16 protein-coding genes and 2 tRNA genes are annotated in these 13,403 nt (G+C 68.3%); 6 read left to right on the forward strand and 12 right to left on the reverse strand.

Translation table 11 applies throughout. The features are described 5' to 3' along the window. Positions 1 to 152 precede the first annotated feature (152 nt). Positions 153 to 812: a peptidylprolyl isomerase gene (locus FHS79_RS04360; RefSeq protein ID WP_184195943.1), complete on the forward strand. Its 660-nt coding sequence runs from the start codon at positions 153 to 155 to the stop codon at positions 810 to 812. Positions 813 to 815: 3 nt separating this feature from the next. Here the strand turns inward: FHS79_RS04360 and FHS79_RS04365 are convergent, their stop codons facing one another. Continuing rightward, entirely contained in the window at positions 816 to 2,201 is a 1,386-nt protein-coding gene (locus FHS79_RS04365) for a M24 family metallopeptidase (RefSeq protein WP_184195946.1), read from the reverse strand. Between the two features lie 175 nt (positions 2,202 to 2,376). On the opposite strand from FHS79_RS04365, the gene FHS79_RS04370 reads away from it, so the two are divergent. Further along, complete coding sequence (locus FHS79_RS04370; protein WP_184195949.1) at positions 2,377 to 3,150, forward strand: SapC family protein; 774 nt, start codon at positions 2,377 to 2,379, stop codon at positions 3,148 to 3,150. Between the two features lie 109 nt (positions 3,151 to 3,259). Here FHS79_RS04370 and rsmD read toward each other — a convergent pair whose 3' ends face one another. Both rsmD and FHS79_RS04380 read right to left on the reverse strand, forming a co-directional pair. Continuing rightward, positions 3,260 to 3,805 (reverse strand): 16S rRNA (guanine(966)-N(2))-methyltransferase RsmD, encoded by a 546-nt coding sequence (gene rsmD / locus FHS79_RS04375; protein WP_184195952.1) that lies wholly within the window; start codon positions 3,803 to 3,805, stop codon positions 3,260 to 3,262. Then, a complete protein-coding gene (locus FHS79_RS04380) occupies positions 3,805 to 5,178 on the reverse strand; it encodes a pseudouridine synthase (protein ID WP_184195956.1) in 1,374 nt (457 codons plus the stop codon). The genes rsmD and FHS79_RS04380 overlap by 1 nt, the downstream gene beginning before the upstream one ends. 92 nt (positions 5,179 to 5,270) lie before the next feature. Here FHS79_RS04380 and FHS79_RS04385 point away from each other — a divergent pair. Beyond that, a tRNA-Leu gene (locus FHS79_RS04385) sits at positions 5,271 to 5,355 on the forward strand. A 19-nt stretch (positions 5,356 to 5,374) separates the two neighbouring features. On the opposite strand, the gene FHS79_RS04390 is transcribed toward FHS79_RS04385, so the two are convergent. The 5 genes from FHS79_RS04390 to FHS79_RS04410 all read right to left on the reverse strand — a co-directional run bounded on the left by FHS79_RS04390 (position 5,375) and on the right by FHS79_RS04410 (position 9,743). Further along, positions 5,375 to 6,535 (reverse strand): L,D-transpeptidase family protein, encoded by a 1,161-nt coding sequence (locus tag FHS79_RS04390; protein ID WP_184195958.1) that lies wholly within the window; start codon positions 6,533 to 6,535, stop codon positions 5,375 to 5,377. Between the two features lie 137 nt (positions 6,536 to 6,672). Further along, the gene (locus tag FHS79_RS04395) at positions 6,673 to 7,083 is read right to left on the reverse strand and encodes a hypothetical protein (protein ID WP_184195961.1); all 411 of its coding nucleotides are present in this window, start codon (positions 7,081 to 7,083) and stop codon (positions 6,673 to 6,675) included. A gap of 133 nt (positions 7,084 to 7,216) precedes the next feature. After that, positions 7,217 to 7,600 carry a hypothetical protein gene (locus FHS79_RS04400; RefSeq protein WP_184195964.1) on the reverse strand — a complete coding sequence of 128 codons (384 nt, stop codon included), beginning with the start codon at positions 7,598 to 7,600 and terminating at the stop codon, positions 7,217 to 7,219. A 90-nt stretch (positions 7,601 to 7,690) separates the two neighbouring features. Further along, positions 7,691 to 8,887, reverse strand: a complete 1,197-nt coding sequence (locus FHS79_RS04405; protein ID WP_184195967.1) for a M20 metallopeptidase family protein — start codon at positions 8,885 to 8,887, stop codon at positions 7,691 to 7,693. Further along, positions 8,880 to 9,743 carry a dienelactone hydrolase family protein gene (locus FHS79_RS04410; RefSeq protein ID WP_184195970.1) on the reverse strand — a complete coding sequence of 288 codons (864 nt, stop codon included), beginning with the start codon at positions 9,741 to 9,743 and terminating at the stop codon, positions 8,880 to 8,882. The genes FHS79_RS04405 and FHS79_RS04410 overlap by 8 nt, the downstream gene beginning before the upstream one ends. Before the next feature lie 57 nt (positions 9,744 to 9,800). Between FHS79_RS04410 and FHS79_RS04415 the strand changes: the two genes are divergently transcribed. Continuing rightward, entirely contained in the window at positions 9,801 to 10,616 is an 816-nt protein-coding gene (locus tag FHS79_RS04415) for a sterol desaturase family protein (protein ID WP_184195973.1), read from the forward strand. Positions 10,617 to 10,674: 58 nt separating this feature from the next. After that, complete coding sequence (locus tag FHS79_RS04420; RefSeq protein ID WP_184195976.1) at positions 10,675 to 11,130, forward strand: hypothetical protein; 456 nt, start codon at positions 10,675 to 10,677, stop codon at positions 11,128 to 11,130. A 7-nt stretch (positions 11,131 to 11,137) separates the two neighbouring features. Here FHS79_RS04420 and FHS79_RS04425 read toward each other — a convergent pair whose 3' ends face one another. After that, on the reverse strand, positions 11,138 to 12,040 hold the full coding sequence (locus tag FHS79_RS04425) for an acyl-CoA thioesterase (RefSeq protein WP_184195978.1): 903 nt from the start codon (positions 12,038 to 12,040) through the stop codon (positions 11,138 to 11,140). A 116-nt stretch (positions 12,041 to 12,156) separates the two neighbouring features. On the opposite strand from FHS79_RS04425, the gene FHS79_RS04430 reads away from it, so the two are divergent. Beyond that, positions 12,157 to 12,233 (forward strand) — tRNA-Asp (locus tag FHS79_RS04430). Positions 12,234 to 12,240: 7 nt separating this feature from the next. Here FHS79_RS04430 and FHS79_RS04435 read toward each other — a convergent pair. The 3 genes from FHS79_RS04435 to FHS79_RS04445 are packed head-to-tail and all read right to left on the reverse strand — an operon-like array spanning position 12,241 to position 13,401. Beyond that, positions 12,241 to 12,561 carry a chorismate mutase gene (locus FHS79_RS04435; protein WP_184195981.1) on the reverse strand — a complete coding sequence of 107 codons (321 nt, stop codon included), beginning with the start codon at positions 12,559 to 12,561 and terminating at the stop codon, positions 12,241 to 12,243. Next, a complete protein-coding gene (locus FHS79_RS04440; RefSeq protein ID WP_243452646.1) occupies positions 12,558 to 12,785 on the reverse strand; it encodes a DUF2842 domain-containing protein in 228 nt (75 codons plus the stop codon). The genes FHS79_RS04435 and FHS79_RS04440 overlap by 4 nt, the downstream gene beginning before the upstream one ends. 10 nt (positions 12,786 to 12,795) lie before the next feature. Continuing rightward, positions 12,796 to 13,401, reverse strand: a complete 606-nt coding sequence (locus tag FHS79_RS04445) for a 5-formyltetrahydrofolate cyclo-ligase (RefSeq protein WP_184195987.1) — start codon at positions 13,399 to 13,401, stop codon at positions 12,796 to 12,798. Positions 13,402 to 13,403: the final 2 nt, after the last annotated feature.

The following is a 13,403-nucleotide window of genomic DNA, read 5'->3' on the forward strand; positions in this document are numbered from 1 at the left end:
CTGGCATCAAGTCTTGCAAGGCGAACGGTCCCCCCGGCGCTGCTGCCCGCCTCGTTCATGCGGCGACCATGCCACGCTGTCCAGTGCTGAATCGGGATGGACGGCGGCGCCACGGCTTGGCAGGCTGGCGCACGGCTTCGGGAGAGCGGCGGATGCGGTTGATGATGGCAATGGGCGTGCTCGGCTGGGCAGCGGCGGCGTCGGCGCAGCCGGTGGCCGAAACGGGCATCACCCATGTGAAGCTGGAGACGGCGCTGGGGCCGATCATCCTGCGGCTGGAAGGCGGCAAGGCACCAATGACGGTGCGGAATTTCCTCCGCTATGTCGATCAGAAGCGGCTCGATGGCACCGGCTTCTACCGGGCGATGAAGATCGGCGAGCCGGGCAGCTTCGGGCTGGTCCAGGGGGGCGTGCGCGGCGAGGCGAAGCGGGCGCTCCCCCCGGTGGCGCATGAGCCCACGAGCCAGACCGGGCTTTCCAACACCGATGGCGCGATCAGCATGGCGCGCGCGGCCCCGGGCTCGGCGACCGGGGATTTCTTCATCATCCTCGGCGACTTGTCTTCGCTCGATGCCAAGCCCGATGCGGCACCGCCTCCCGGCGGCGACACCCTGGGCTTTGCGGCGTTCGGCCGGGTGGTCGAGGGGATGGCAGTGGTCAAGGCGATCCAGTCTGCGCCGATCTCGCCCACCGCGGGCGATGGGCCGATGAAGGGGCAGATGATCGCCGAGCCGGTGAAGATCCTGAAGGCGAGCCGGGTGACATGGTCCGCTCCGCCGGAATTCGACCCCGAGGTGCTTCCCGAGCCCTGACCATCAGGGCTGCGGATTGCGCGGGATGAGGAGCAGCTCGGTCTGGCGGCCGTCGATGTACCTGACCGTGCTGCCATCGAAGAAGGCATCGACTTCGAGCATGAAGCGCGCCTTCTGGTTGTTCCATTCGGGCACGGTGTGGAAGGACGCGAGTTCGATCGACCAGGCGGTGTCGGCGCCCACCGGATAGTCGCCGAGGCCGGGGACGCCCGACTGGTCTTCCCACGCGCCGATCCAGGGGCCGGCGCCATGCCCGTGAATGCCGATGGGGTGGGTATAGATGAGCGGATCGAGCCCGGCGGCAAGCGCCTTTTCGCGCGCCGCGGCGAGCAGCTGGTTGCCGGTGATGCCGGTGGCGAAGCTGCTTGTCACGGCATCCTGCACGCGGTTGGCAGCGTGGAGGCCGGCGGTGAGGCCGGCGGGGGCCTTGGTCTCGCCCGCTTTCAGCACATAGGCCATCTGCTGGGTGTCGGTCTTGAGGCCCAGGGTTCCGGTGCAGAAATCGACATGGAGCAGATCGCCGTGCGCGATGATCTGCGGGCCGCTGCTGCGGTTGGGGGCGGCCATGCCGGCGATGCTGAAGGTGGGCACCTCGGCGCGCTGGATCGAGACGGTCGGCTGACACCAGGGGTCGAGTCGAAGATCGGCGAGGCGCTCGCGATACCACCAGACCACATCCTGCGTGCTGGTGACACCCGGCGTGATCACCTTCTCCGAAAACCCCATCGGGATGAGCGCATGGGCGGCACGCATGATGGTGCGGTAGAGCGCCATTTCGGCGGGGATGCGGGTTTCCAGCCAGCCGAGTGCCAGGCCATCATGGCTGACGAGGCGCGAGGCGTAGTCGGGGCCGAGGGCGGCAATCAGCTGGCGGTGCTGCGAGACGCTGAGGCCATCGGCGAGGGCGAACTCGTCGGAAATGTTGATGGCGATCGTTTTGGGATCGCGCTCACGGACGATTTCGCCGATCCGTGCCCATTGGTCCTTCTGTTCTTCGGGGTTCCATGCGGGGGTGAAATCGCCGACCTGATAGCGGGCGACAGCGAGGCGATCGACCCCGGCGTCCGGGCCCCTATCCTGGAAAATGAGGACGGTTCGGCGGCGCGCCGACATCCAGGTGGCGGGCAGCATCGACTTGACCACCGGGTCTTCATTGTATTCGCGCGCCACCAGAATCCACATGTCGACGCCGTGCTTGCGCATGAGCTTCGGCACCACCGTGTCGAGCCGGGCGGAGAGGATGGCATCGCGCACGCTGGCCTGGGTGCGCAGATCGGGGATGGCGGGCATGTCGGGGTCGGCAGCCGCGGCGGGCGCGGATATGGCCAGCAGGGGGACCAGCAGAAAGGGGGCCAGCAGGGCGGGCAAGAGCTTGAATATGCGGACCATGGGCCTCCGGGCGGCGTGCGAATTGTTGTTCGCAACATTGCAGGCGGGCCATCGGTTGTCGAGGGAGGGCATTCGTCAGCATGGCTTGCGCTTGGCGGCAGGGTTTCCTAGGGATGCGCCACTCATCGGGGCCATGGGGGCTCGGATCGTCCATTCGCTTTGAGAAAGTCATTTCATGGCAAGCACACCGCCAACCCAGGGCTCTTCCGGGCAGAATACGCTTCCCCTGTTCTATTCGAACCTGGTCCCGCTCTCGTCGCAGCAGCATGCGGGTTTCGGCCTCAAGACGCGCGATGACATGGCCTTCACCAAGGGCACGCATGCGATCCCGGTGACTGTCGACGAGTTCACCGTGGTGCAGCGCCATTATCCGATCGTGTTCGGCCTGGGCGAAAACCCAGCACCGCTGGCGCTCGTCGGCCTGCAGGAAGGCCAGAACCTTTATGTCGGCGCCGACAACATGTGGGAAGCCAACCAGTATGTGCCCGCCTTCGTGCGCCGCCACCCGTTCATGCTCGCGCGGCTGCAGCCGACGAGCGAAGAGCTGAGCCTGTGCTTCGACGATGGCGCCGGGCTGGTGACGGCCGATGCCGAGCAGAAGCTGTTCGACGGCACCGACCCGAGCGAGCTCACCAAGAATGTGCTGCAGTTCTGCGAGCAGTTCGAGCAGGCGGTGATGCGCACGCGCGCGTTCATGGACGAGCTGGCCAAGTTCGACCTGCTGATGGACGGTGAAGTGACCATCAACCGCGAAGGGCTCGACCAGCCGGCGGTGTATCGCGGCTTCCGCATGGTGTCCGAAGAGAAGCTGCAGGCCCTGCGCGGCGACCAGGCGCGCAAGCTTGTGCAATCGGGCATGCTCGGGCTGATCTATGCGCATCTGTTCTCGCTGGCGCTGATTTCGCCGCTGTTCGAGAGGCAGTTTGCCGCCAGCACGGCGAGCAAATAACGAAGTTATTTGCCGACTCGTGCGCGGCGAGCCGGGCGCTGAGCTTCGCTCAGCGAACCGGTCTCACGTCAGCGCGGGCTTTGCCCGCGCCTCTTCCTTTCTCAGAGCTTCAAGGGCCCGGCCGCAGCAAATGCAGCCGGGCCTTTCCACGCACCCGGTCCACAAGCCGCTCGAAACCCTCGGCCTGCAGCGCCTCGGCCTTTCCTGTCTCGACACTGACCAGCGTCGCCGGCCCCAGCCAGCCTTGCTTGGCGAGCCGCTCGAGTGCGGGCACGGCAAGGCCGAGCGCATAGGGCGGATCGAGCAGCACCAGATCGGCCGGCGCGTCGGCGCGCCCGACCTGCTCGACGCGCATCGAGACGACCCTGGCTTGTGACCCGGCGCCGAGGGTGGCTACATTTGCGGCAAGGACGCGCGCCGCAGCACCGTCGCTTTCGATGAAGGTGCAGTGGGCAGCGCCCCGCGACAAGGCTTCGAGGCCGAGCGCGCCGGTGCCGGCAAAGCCATCGAGCACGCGCAGGCCTTCGAAGCTGCCGAGGCGCGAGGTGAGCATCGAGAACAGCGCCTCGCGGACGCGGTCGGCGGTGGGGCGGGTGGCTTTGCCCGGCGGCGCTGCCAGCGCGCGGCCCCGCCACTGGCCGGCGATGATGCGCATCAGCTGTTCGGACCGCGCTTGAGCTGGTTCATCAGCTGGCCGACGAGCTGTGCGGGGACTTCATCGACCTCGCGGGGGCCGAGGTCGCCGAGCTCGATCGGGCCATAGCTGATGCGGATGAGGCGCGAGACCTGCAGGCCGAGAAATTCGAGCACACGGCGGATTTCGCGGTTCTTGCCTTCGGTGAGCATCATCGAAATCCACAGATTGCGGCCCGTCCGGCGCTCGATGCCGGCGTCGATGGGGCCATAGACCGTGCCTTCGATGGTGAGGCCATCGATGAGGCTTTCGAGCGTGCGCTGGTGGATTTCGCCATAGGCGCGGACGCGGTAGGCGCGTGGCACGCCCGAGCTCGGCAGTTCGAGCGCGCGCTTGAGGCCGCCATCGGTGGTGAGCAGCAGCAGCCCTTCGGTATTCATGTCGAGCCGGCCGACGGGGACGAGGCGTGGGAGCCCGGGAGGCAGCACGTCGAAGATGGTAGGGCGGCCGCCGGGATCGCGCGCCGTGGTGAGCACGCCGGCGGGCTTGTGGAAGCGGAAGATGCGGCTGGGCTCGATGCTGTCGATGGTGAGGCCGTTGACGGTGATGCCCATGAGGCCGGACACGATGGTGGCAGGCGTGGTGATGACTTCGCCGTGGAGCGCGATCCGGCCCTCGGTGATCATCTTCTCGATATCGCGCCGCGACGCGACGCCGGCGCGGGCAAGCAGCCGCGCGATGCGCTGCGGCTCGACCGATTCGGGTGGCCTGGGGGCGGCGGCGCGGGCGGGTGCGCGGTCGCGCGGGGTATCTGCGGGGCGGGTGTCGGGCCTGCGGGGGGCAGGGCGGGCGGGCCGTGTGGCGGGGTTGTTGCGGCGGCCGGGGTTGGCGGCGGCATCTGCGGCTGCGGCTTCGGGCCGGTTGTGGAGGGCAAAGCCGGGGCGGCCCGGCATGCCGGCGCGGGCGGGTCGCACGGGACGATCGGTGCGGTCGGGACGCTCGGTGCGGGGGCGCTCGGTACGGGGGCGCTCGGGCCGGGCCGGGCGGGCAGGGCCTTCGGGGCGCTGGGGGCGCTCGGTGCGGGGGCGTTCGGTGCGGGGGCGCTCGGTGCGGGGGCGATCGCTGGTGGCGGCGCGTTCGGGGCGGCCGGGCCGGGTGCGGTCGCTGCGCTTGGGGGCTTCGGCAGGGCCATCGGCGCGGGCGGCGAAGCGGCGGGCGGCGCGGTTGGTGGCGCCCTCGGGGGGTGCCTTGGTGGCGCGCTTCGGCCGGCTTTCGCCGTCGCCCGAATCGCGCGGCGGCCGCGGCGGCCGGCTGCTGCCGGTTCGTGTAGCGGGGCGTGTGGCGCTCCGGGGGGCGGGACGATCGGAGTCCGATGGCTTTTTTGGCGGGCGCATGGGCGTTCAGTGCGGGCTGTCACACGACTTGTCCAGCACGGTTGCAAGGCTGGTTGCATGCCGGGGCGACTTCGGGCTAGGGCATGCAGCGCGCGGGCGTGGTGAAACTGGTAGACGCGCGGGACTCAAAATCCCGTTCCGCAAGGAGTGTCGGTTCGAGCCCGACCGCCCGCACCAGCCCGCAAGACCCGATGGTTCAGCGGGCCGCCAGCATCATCGCGGCATCACGGCGATAGATGTCCGGGTTGCGCGCCAGGCCTGTCGCGGTGGGTGCCAGCGTGAAATAGCTGATATGCACCGGCACCGGAGCGGGCAGCGGGACGATCCTGTCGGTCCCCGGCGTCGCGAGCGGATCGTTGCCGTCGAATAGCCAGGTGGCAAGCCGGGCGGCGTCTTCGAGGCGTACGCAGCCCGAGCTTCGTGCGCGCCGCGCCAGTGCGAAGTCGCTGCGCTTGGGGGTGTCGTGCAGATAGATGCCGAGCTCGTTGGGCAGCATGAACTTGACGCGGCCCATCATGTTGCGCGGTCCCGGCCGCTGGCGGACGCGAAGCGACTGGTCCCCGCTTGCAACCCTTTGCCAGTCGACATCGCTGGCATCGAGCGGCGTGGCCTCGGGGGACCAGTCGCTCATGATCTCGAGATCGCGCGCACGCACTTCGGCCAGGCCCCGGCGGAGCACGGCCGGCGCTACACTGTCGCGCACGATGTCTTCGGGCAGGTTCCAATAGGGGCGGGAGACGACATGGCGGATCATCCCCGACATCAGCGGTGTGGGCATGTCCGGGCGGCCGATGACGGTCTTCATGGTGCCGACCTGACGCCGGCCCTCGAACATCCAGAGCCGCGCCCCCGCCGCATCGACGACGATATGCTTGTGTTCGGGCGCGGGCGGCAGCGCCCGGGCGCGTTCGAGATTGGCGGCGAGAAGCGAGCGATCCTCACCTGCGGCGATGGCTTCATCGAACCGCGCGACAAGCGCTTCATAGAGGGGATGACGGGCCTGCAGCGCCTGCAGGTGTGCAGCAAGGTCTGGTGCTGCGGCGGCGGCCTGAAGGGCGGCATCGGCGTCGAAGGGAGGGTTCGCTGCTTCGGGATCGGTGACGACAGGCACCGCCCCGCGCGGCGTGGCAAGATCATGCGCCCAGGACAGAAAGGCTTGCGTGAGCCGTGCATCGGCGGCGCGCAGGCTCTGCGGGTCTTCCGATCGAGCAGCCTCGATGGCAGCGATCAGGTCGGGCGTGGCATAGTCGGCCGCATCCCGGTTGTGCGCCGCACTGTTTTCGAAGGCTGCGAGCAACACCGCCGGACGTGAGCCGAGCGATGCGGGTGCCGTGAACAGGGCTGCGGGTGCAGCCACTTTCGGGCCACGATCAGGTGTCGGTTGGCAGGCCGCGAGCGCCATGCCGCACAGCAAAACCCGGACCGTGGCGTGCCACGATCCGGGGTGCAGGCGATGCCGGCGCACGGTCGGTTCGATCCGCTTGCCGACAGTGGTCAGCCGCGCTCGCCGGCGCGCTGGGTTGCCGTACCGTAGGTATCGGTGCCGGTGGTGCCCATGCCCGAAGCCGAACCGGTGGTGCCGGCGCGATCGCTGCCCATCTGGTTGGTTCCGGTGCCCGTGGTGCGGTTCATGTCGTTGTTCATCGTGCCGGGGGTCGTCGTGCCGGGGGTCGTCGTGCCGGGGGTCATCGTGCCGGGGTTGGTCGTACCGGGGCTCATCGTGCCGGGCTGGCCGGTGGCGCCCATGCCCTGATTGGTACCCATGCCCGGGTTCGCACCCGTGCCCTGGTTCATGCCCTGCGCAGTACCCGGCTGGGTCGTGCCCATCTGGCCAGTCTGCGCAACGGCAATCGAGCCGACGAGCAGTCCAGCGGAAGCGGCACCAATAATCATTTTCATGTTCATGTCTGTTCTCCCACGACCGTCATGGTCTGTGTGTACAAGTAACCAATCTGCGTTTGGCTCCTCACTTTATTCTGTCGCTTGCCAGGCAAAGATATTCTTTGCAGTCGTTGCCTGGCATGACGATTACTGTGGCTTAACGCGTGCTGCCACTATCGGTGTTGGTGTTTCCGGTGCCAGTGCCAGTAGCGCCGGGCTCCATCGACGTCCCCATCGGGTCAGTCGTGTTGGGCTCCACGCTTGCAGGTGGCACGGTTCCACCCGGCATCGTTCCGCCGTCCATCGTGCCGGTGCCATCCATGGCGCCCGTGCCGCCCATCGTGCCGGTGCCGTCCATGGTGCCGGTGCCGCCCATGCCGTCGACGCCGCCGGTGGCGGGCGCCGTGTCGGCGGGGATGGCCACATCGGCCTCGGTGGTGCCGGTCGGTTCGGCACGCTCGCCGCATGCAGCGGCGGCGAAGGCGAGGGGGATGGCCAGCAGCAGACGAGCGGGGCTGGAACGCTTGGTGATGATGTTCATGTTGAAATCTCCTGAATTGTGGCTGTGAAAAGGCAACCTGCGTCTTCCACGCTGGTTCCCCACCTGGTCAGGAGGCTGGTTGTCTCGGGATCAGCCGTTCGTGAATCCCGCTGAAAGGAAGCGTTCCGCAATCGCTGCATGGAGTGCGGCGCCAGCGGGCATGACCGCCTCGTCGAGCGTCATGCGGTTGCTGTGGAGGCCGCAGCACTGCCGCCAGTCCGAGCCTTCGGCGGCGGCACCGAGGAAGAACATGGCACCTGGCACCTTTTCGAGGACATAGGCGAAATCTTCGGCGCCCATGATCGGATGGGCGAGATCTTCCCAGCGGTCGGCGCCAAACAGATCCTGCGTGACGCTGCGGCCGAGTGCCACGGCGCGTGCGTCGCACAGGGCGACCGGGAAGCCGGGCTCGAAGCGCACGTCGGCTGATGCACCATGTGCTGCGGCAATGCCGGTGACGAGGCGGGTGAGGCCCGCCTGCATCGCGGAACGGCGCTCGGGGGAGAGGGTGCGGACGGTGCCGACCATCAGCGCCTGTGCCGGGATGACATTGTCGGTGGTGCCGGCGACGAGCTTGCCGATGGTGACGATGGCCGGATCGAAGATCGGAACGGCGCGGGTGACATGGCTCTGGATGGCGAGCACGATCTCGCAGGCGATCGGCATCGGATCGAGCGCGTCGTGCGGCATCGAGGCATGGCCGCCGCGGCCATGGACGGTGATGAAAAGCCGGTCCGACGAGGCGAGCAGCGGTCCCGGCCGGCCGGCGAAGACGCCGTGGCGGCCGTTGGGCATGATGTGGAGCGCGAAGGCGGCATCGGGGAGCGGATCGAGCAGGCCATCCTCGAGCATGAAGCGCGCACCATGATGCCCTTCCTCGCCGGGCTGGAACATGAACATGACCGACCCGGCGAGCTGCTCGCGCCGGGCGCAGAGGAGTTTGGCGGCGCCCACCAGCATCGCCACATGGCTGTCGTGGCCGCAGGCGTGCATCGTGTTGGGGGTGGTGGAGGCGAAGGCGAGGCCGGTGTCCTCGGGCATCGGCAGGGCGTCGGTGTCCCCGCGCAGCAGCACGGTGCGGCCGTTCTGGGGGCCGCGAAGGTGCGCGACCAGCCCGGTGGTGCTGGGGCCGGAGCGCCATTCGGGCGGCAGGCCGGCGAGGGCATCGCGGATCTTCGCGGCGGTGAGCGGGTTGTGAAGGCCGATTTCGGGCTCGGCATGGATGGCTCGGCGCAATGTTGTCAGATCGCCGGACAGCGCAACTGCTGCTTCGAGAAGATCAGACATGCTGCTTGAAATGCGCCATCATCTTGCCCCACGCGTCCTTGGCGGCGGCCTCGTTGAAGCTCGGGCGATAATCGGCGAGGAAGCCATGGTCGGCATCGGCATAGAGCTCGATCCTGCTTGCCCTGGCGTTCGGGTTTGTTGAGCCCTTGAGGGCGGCGTTCATCGCTTCGACATCGGTCACCGGAATGCCCTTGTCCCTGGCGCCATAAAGACCCAGCACCGGCGCGCCGAGCTTGTCCACCGAGGTGAGCGGATAGGGGCGCGAGGTGTCGGTGCCGCCCGAAAGCCGCCCGTACCAGGCGCCGCCGGCCCTGAGGCCGGGCACCTGCGCTGCCGCCATCCAGGTGACGGAGCCGCCCCAGCAGAAGCCGGTGATGGCGGTGCGGCCGCGGGCGGCGAAAAGCTGGTCGGCAAGCCAGTCGACCGTGGTCTTCACATCGCCCATCTGCTGGTCGAGCCCGGCGGTGTTGACGATCTCGCGCACCGCCGACATTTCGGTGAGGGTGACGATCTTGTTCTCGGGATCGGCGCGGTGGAAGAAGCCCGGTGCCACCGCGACATAACCGGCCTGGGCGAAGCGGCGGCAGACGTCCTTGATCCACTGGTGGACGCCGAAGATTTCCGAAACGACGATCACCGCCGGATAGGTGCCGGCCTTGGCCGGGCGTGCGACATGGCCGGGAAGGCCGCCGGGCATCGTCACATCCTCGATGATGAGGCCGGTGGTGGGGGTGACGATCGGATCGGCTTCGGCGGCGGTGGCGAGCACGGCATAGCCGGCGGCGATGGCGGCAGCGGCCCCGCGGCGGGTGAGCGCATAATCGTCGGGCAGCGTTGCGGGGGGCAGGTCGGGCATCACGGAATCCTTCGCAGGGGCTTGCGCTCTTTGCCCGCAGACTAGACCTTGAGCGCGATGACACAAGAGCGGACGATTGGCGCAGCGCATATGCTGGGAGCAGGGCTCTTGGGAGTTGGCCTTCTGGGAGTCGGGCTGCTGTGGTGGGCCGAGCGGCGCTGGCCGCGGCGGATCCCGCGCGAGCGGCCGCTGGATCGGCTGCCGGTCAATCTGGGGCTCGGCGCGATGAGCCTGACGGTGGTGGCGCTGGCCGAGCGGCCGCTGGCGGGGCGAGTGGCGGCGCGGGTGGAGGCGGGTCGACTGGGGCTGGCGCAGATGCTGCCGGCGCCGGCGTGGGTGCGCGACCTGGCCGGCGTGGTGCTGCTCGATTTCGCCACCTACCACTGGCATGTGGCGACGCACCGGGTGCCGCTGCTGTGGCGGCTGCACGCCGTCCACCATGCCGACCGCGACATGGACTGGACGACGGCGCTGCGCTTCCATGCCGCCGACATGGCGATCTCGGTGCCGGTGCGGATGGTCGAGGTGCGGCTGCTCGGGGTGAGCCCGCGGGCGCTGGAGATCTATGGCGCCTGGTTCTTCGCCAATGTCGCCTTCCACCATGCCAATCTGAAGCTGCCGTTCGACCGGCAACTGGCGTGGCTGTTCACGTCGCCGGGGATGCACGACATTCATCACCGGGCCGATGCGGCCGCGACCGACGCCAATTATTCGAGCGGCCTGAGCGTTTGGGACCGGATGTTCGGCAGCTTCTCAGACGCTCGGCCCGATGTGCCGATCGGCATCGCGGGCCAGATCGGGGCGGCGCCCGGCCTTTTGGAGGCGTTGGCGCGACCTTTCGCGCCCGATGACAAAGCGTCGGCGCTTCCTTGAAATTCGTGCCTCGTATCCCATCTTCGGGCGGCGGCCAGAGCCGCATGGGGAGCCTTTGATGAAAAGATATATCTTGCCATTGTTGGTCGCGGCGCTGGCGGTGCAGTCCGCACAAGCGGGAGCACAGATGGGGCCACAGGCGCGAAAAGCGGCTTCAGGGCCTGCGACGACGCTGTCTCCCGAGCAGGCGGCGGACCGACAGGTGTGGATCGATGAACATGCGCGCTGGAATGCCGAGCATATGGCGGCGGCGCGGCGGCTGGAGGAGGTGGCGGCATCGCTCAAGCGGCACGACACCGGTTTCGACCAGCATGGGCAGGAATTGCGCGTGCACGGAACCGATACGGCCGGCGCCGGGGCCGTCTTGCAGGCGCATCCGCGGCTGCGCACGGCGCATGAGCAGGCGCGCAATGTGCATGACGATCTGATGGACGCAGTCGATGTCCTGACGCGCGTGCTCCGCAAGAACCTCGGCAAGAATCAGTCATTTCCGCCAGCGCCCGAGCGGCCGTGACGGTGGATCAGGCCTTGGGGCGGTAGCGGATCAACCCTTCCTGCTGCACGGCGGCGACCAAAGTGCCATCCGCACCATAAACGAGCGCGCGGTTGAGGCCGCGGCCGCCGCCCGCGACCGGGCTGTCACCATCGAACAGCAGCCAGTCGTTCATGTTCGGCGTCGCGTAGAACCAGATGGCATGATCGAGCGAGGCGGCCTGCAGGCGCGGGTTGGTCCAGGCGACGGCGTGCGGCTGCAGGCAGATGTCGAGCATCGTCATGTCCGAGGCGTAGGCGAACAGCGCGCGCGCCAGCGCCGGGTCGATGTCTGCCAGCGGGGCGGCGAGGCGGCACCAGTTCTGGCTGAACGGCGGTGCCGCGATGGGGTTGAACACGTCGAAGACCACGGCAGGCTTGAATTCGATTGGCCGTTCGCGTGCCAGCCACATGCTGCGATAGGGCTCGGGCGTCTGTTCGGCGTGGCGAAGCGTCAGTTCTGCCTCGTTCAGAAGCGTTTCGGGCGCAGGGGCCGCCGGCATCGAACTGGCATGGGAAAGCCCGGCCTCCTCGGTCTGGAAGCTCGCGGCCATGTTGAAGATCGGCTTGCCCTGTTGCAGCGCCACGACACGCCGGGTGGTGAAGCTGCCGCCATCGCGGTCGCGCTCGACCTTGTAGACGATGGGGTGGGCGGGATCTCCGGCGCGGATGAAATAGGCGTGGAGCGAATGGCAGAGCCGTTCGGCCGGCACGGTGCGCGAGGCGGCGACGAGCGCTTGCGCCACGACCTGGCCGCCGTAGACGCGCTTCCAGCCCTCGTCGCGGGTGGCGCCGCGATAAAGATCGGTATCGAGCTCCTCGATGTCGAGAAGCTCGATGAGGCGGGTGACGCTGCTTGCGAGGTCGGGGGCGGCGAGGTCGGGGCTGTTCATGTCCGCTCCCTAGCGGGCGGGAAGGCTTCCGTCGACACTCCCGAACAGTCCTCCATGAGAGAGACAGTTGACAGGGGGGAGGCCGCTCTCTATCGCGCACCTTCCGCAGCGGTTATGCGGGTGTAGCTCAGTTGGTTAGAGCGCCGGCCTGTCACGCCGGAGGTCGCGGGTTCGAGCCCCGTCACTCGCGCCACCCCCTTTTACCGGGTGGCGGTTTCGGCCCTCAGGGCTTCCCAGCGGTCCATTTCATGCGCGATCGAGGTTTCGACCAGAAGCTCCCACAGCGCTTCGGCAAGGCCATCGGGGAGGCCGGCCGCTCCGGCAGCGGCGGCGGCATTTGCGATGACCTGCGCCTTGCGCGCCTCGTCCCGCACCTGGTTTCGCGCCGGCTTGATGCGAGCCGCGGCATCCATATAGGCGAAGCGGCGGGCGAGCAGCGCCACCAGTTCGCGGTCGAGCGCGTCGACGCCGGCGCGCACCTCGGCCATGGTCTCGCAGTCGGGGCCGGGCTTCACGATCATTTCGTTGCCCGCCAGCGGCCGGTGTTCATCCAGATGAACAATGGCTTCAACGGCAGCACCCAGGCGAGGCCGAAGACCAGATAGGCCGCGACCTTGAAGACGGTCGGCAGCGCGTTGAGCGTGTCCGCCATGGTGACGACAATGAGGGCATAGACGATGAGCCAGGCGAGGATGGCGAGGACGCCGACCGGCTTGCGCCACGAGGGTTCTGTTACTGGGACCATGCGGCTTGCCCTAGCGGTTTGCGGCGCAATCGACCAGACGCTGCGGCGTCGCAATCCAGTCGAGGCGCTGGTCATGCGGTTCGTGCGGCAGCAGCTCGGCGATCTGGCATTCCCAGGCGAGGCCGACCGCCACCACCGGACCAAGCGTGCGAAGCCGGGCGAGAGTGCGGTCGTAATAGCCGCCGCCCTGGCCGAGGCGGACGCCTTCCAGCGTGGCGGCAATGAGCGGCACCAGCAGCAGGCGGGGGGTGAAGATGGGTGCCGTGGGGGCGGGCTGGGGGATGCCGAGGGGACCGGGCACCAGATCCTTCCAGTCGGCAAGGTGGAAGCTCAGGTCGCGCCCGGTGATGCGGGGGAAGCCGTGCGCGGCGAACAGCCGTTCCACGAACTGCGGGTCGATCTCGTCGCCGATCGAAGCGTAGCTCGCGACGGGCAAGGCGGCCTCGGGCCGGGTGAGCAGCGGGGTGGCCATGGTGGCAAGCTGGCGGTCGGACGCTTCGCGCGCTGCCGGGGACAGGCTGGCGACGAAGGCCTGCCGGCGGTCCCGGTAGAGTTGCCGCGCGGCGCGTTTGCTGTCGGATGAAAGAGTGGCGGGACCACCGTGGGTCGTTTGCATGA

The sequence above is a fragment of the Polymorphobacter multimanifer genome, assembly GCF_014205635.1.
GTDB classification, from domain to species: Bacteria; Pseudomonadota; Alphaproteobacteria; order Sphingomonadales; family Sphingomonadaceae; genus Sandarakinorhabdus; species Sandarakinorhabdus multimanifer.

What these genes read in the sequence shown, in the direction of transcription:
- FHS79_RS04360 (WP_184195943.1), top strand. Translation starts at nt 153, where the DNA reads ATGCGGTTGATGATGGCAATGGGCGTGCTCGGCTGGGCAGCGGCGGCG.
- FHS79_RS04365 (WP_184195946.1), bottom strand. Translation starts at nt 2,201, where the DNA reads ATGGTCCGCATATTCAAGCTCTTGCCCGCCCTGCTGGCCCCCTTTCTG.
- FHS79_RS04370 (WP_184195949.1), top strand. Translation starts at nt 2,377, where the DNA reads ATGGCAAGCACACCGCCAACCCAGGGCTCTTCCGGGCAGAATACGCTT.
- rsmD (WP_184195952.1), bottom strand. Translation starts at nt 3,805, where the DNA reads ATGCGCATCATCGCCGGCCAGTGGCGGGGCCGCGCGCTGGCAGCGCCG.
- FHS79_RS04380 (WP_184195956.1), bottom strand. Translation starts at nt 5,178, where the DNA reads ATGCGCCCGCCAAAAAAGCCATCGGACTCCGATCGTCCCGCCCCCCGG.
- FHS79_RS04395 (WP_184195961.1), bottom strand. Translation starts at nt 7,083, where the DNA reads ATGAACATGAAAATGATTATTGGTGCCGCTTCCGCTGGACTGCTCGTC.
- FHS79_RS04400 (WP_184195964.1), bottom strand. Translation starts at nt 7,600, where the DNA reads ATGAACATCATCACCAAGCGTTCCAGCCCCGCTCGTCTGCTGCTGGCC.
- FHS79_RS04405 (WP_184195967.1), bottom strand. Translation starts at nt 8,887, where the DNA reads ATGTCTGATCTTCTCGAAGCAGCAGTTGCGCTGTCCGGCGATCTGACA.
- FHS79_RS04410 (WP_184195970.1), bottom strand. Translation starts at nt 9,743, where the DNA reads ATGCCCGACCTGCCCCCCGCAACGCTGCCCGACGATTATGCGCTCACC.
- FHS79_RS04415 (WP_184195973.1), top strand. Translation starts at nt 9,801, where the DNA reads ATGACACAAGAGCGGACGATTGGCGCAGCGCATATGCTGGGAGCAGGG.
- FHS79_RS04420 (WP_184195976.1), top strand. Translation starts at nt 10,675, where the DNA reads ATGAAAAGATATATCTTGCCATTGTTGGTCGCGGCGCTGGCGGTGCAG.
- FHS79_RS04425 (WP_184195978.1), bottom strand. Translation starts at nt 12,040, where the DNA reads ATGAACAGCCCCGACCTCGCCGCCCCCGACCTCGCAAGCAGCGTCACC.
- FHS79_RS04435 (WP_184195981.1), bottom strand. Translation starts at nt 12,561, where the DNA reads ATGATCGTGAAGCCCGGCCCCGACTGCGAGACCATGGCCGAGGTGCGC.
- FHS79_RS04440 (WP_243452646.1), bottom strand. Translation starts at nt 12,785, where the DNA reads ATGGTCCCAGTAACAGAACCCTCGTGGCGCAAGCCGGTCGGCGTCCTC.
- FHS79_RS04445 (WP_184195987.1), bottom strand. Translation starts at nt 13,401, where the DNA reads ATGCAAACGACCCACGGTGGTCCCGCCACTCTTTCATCCGACAGCAAA.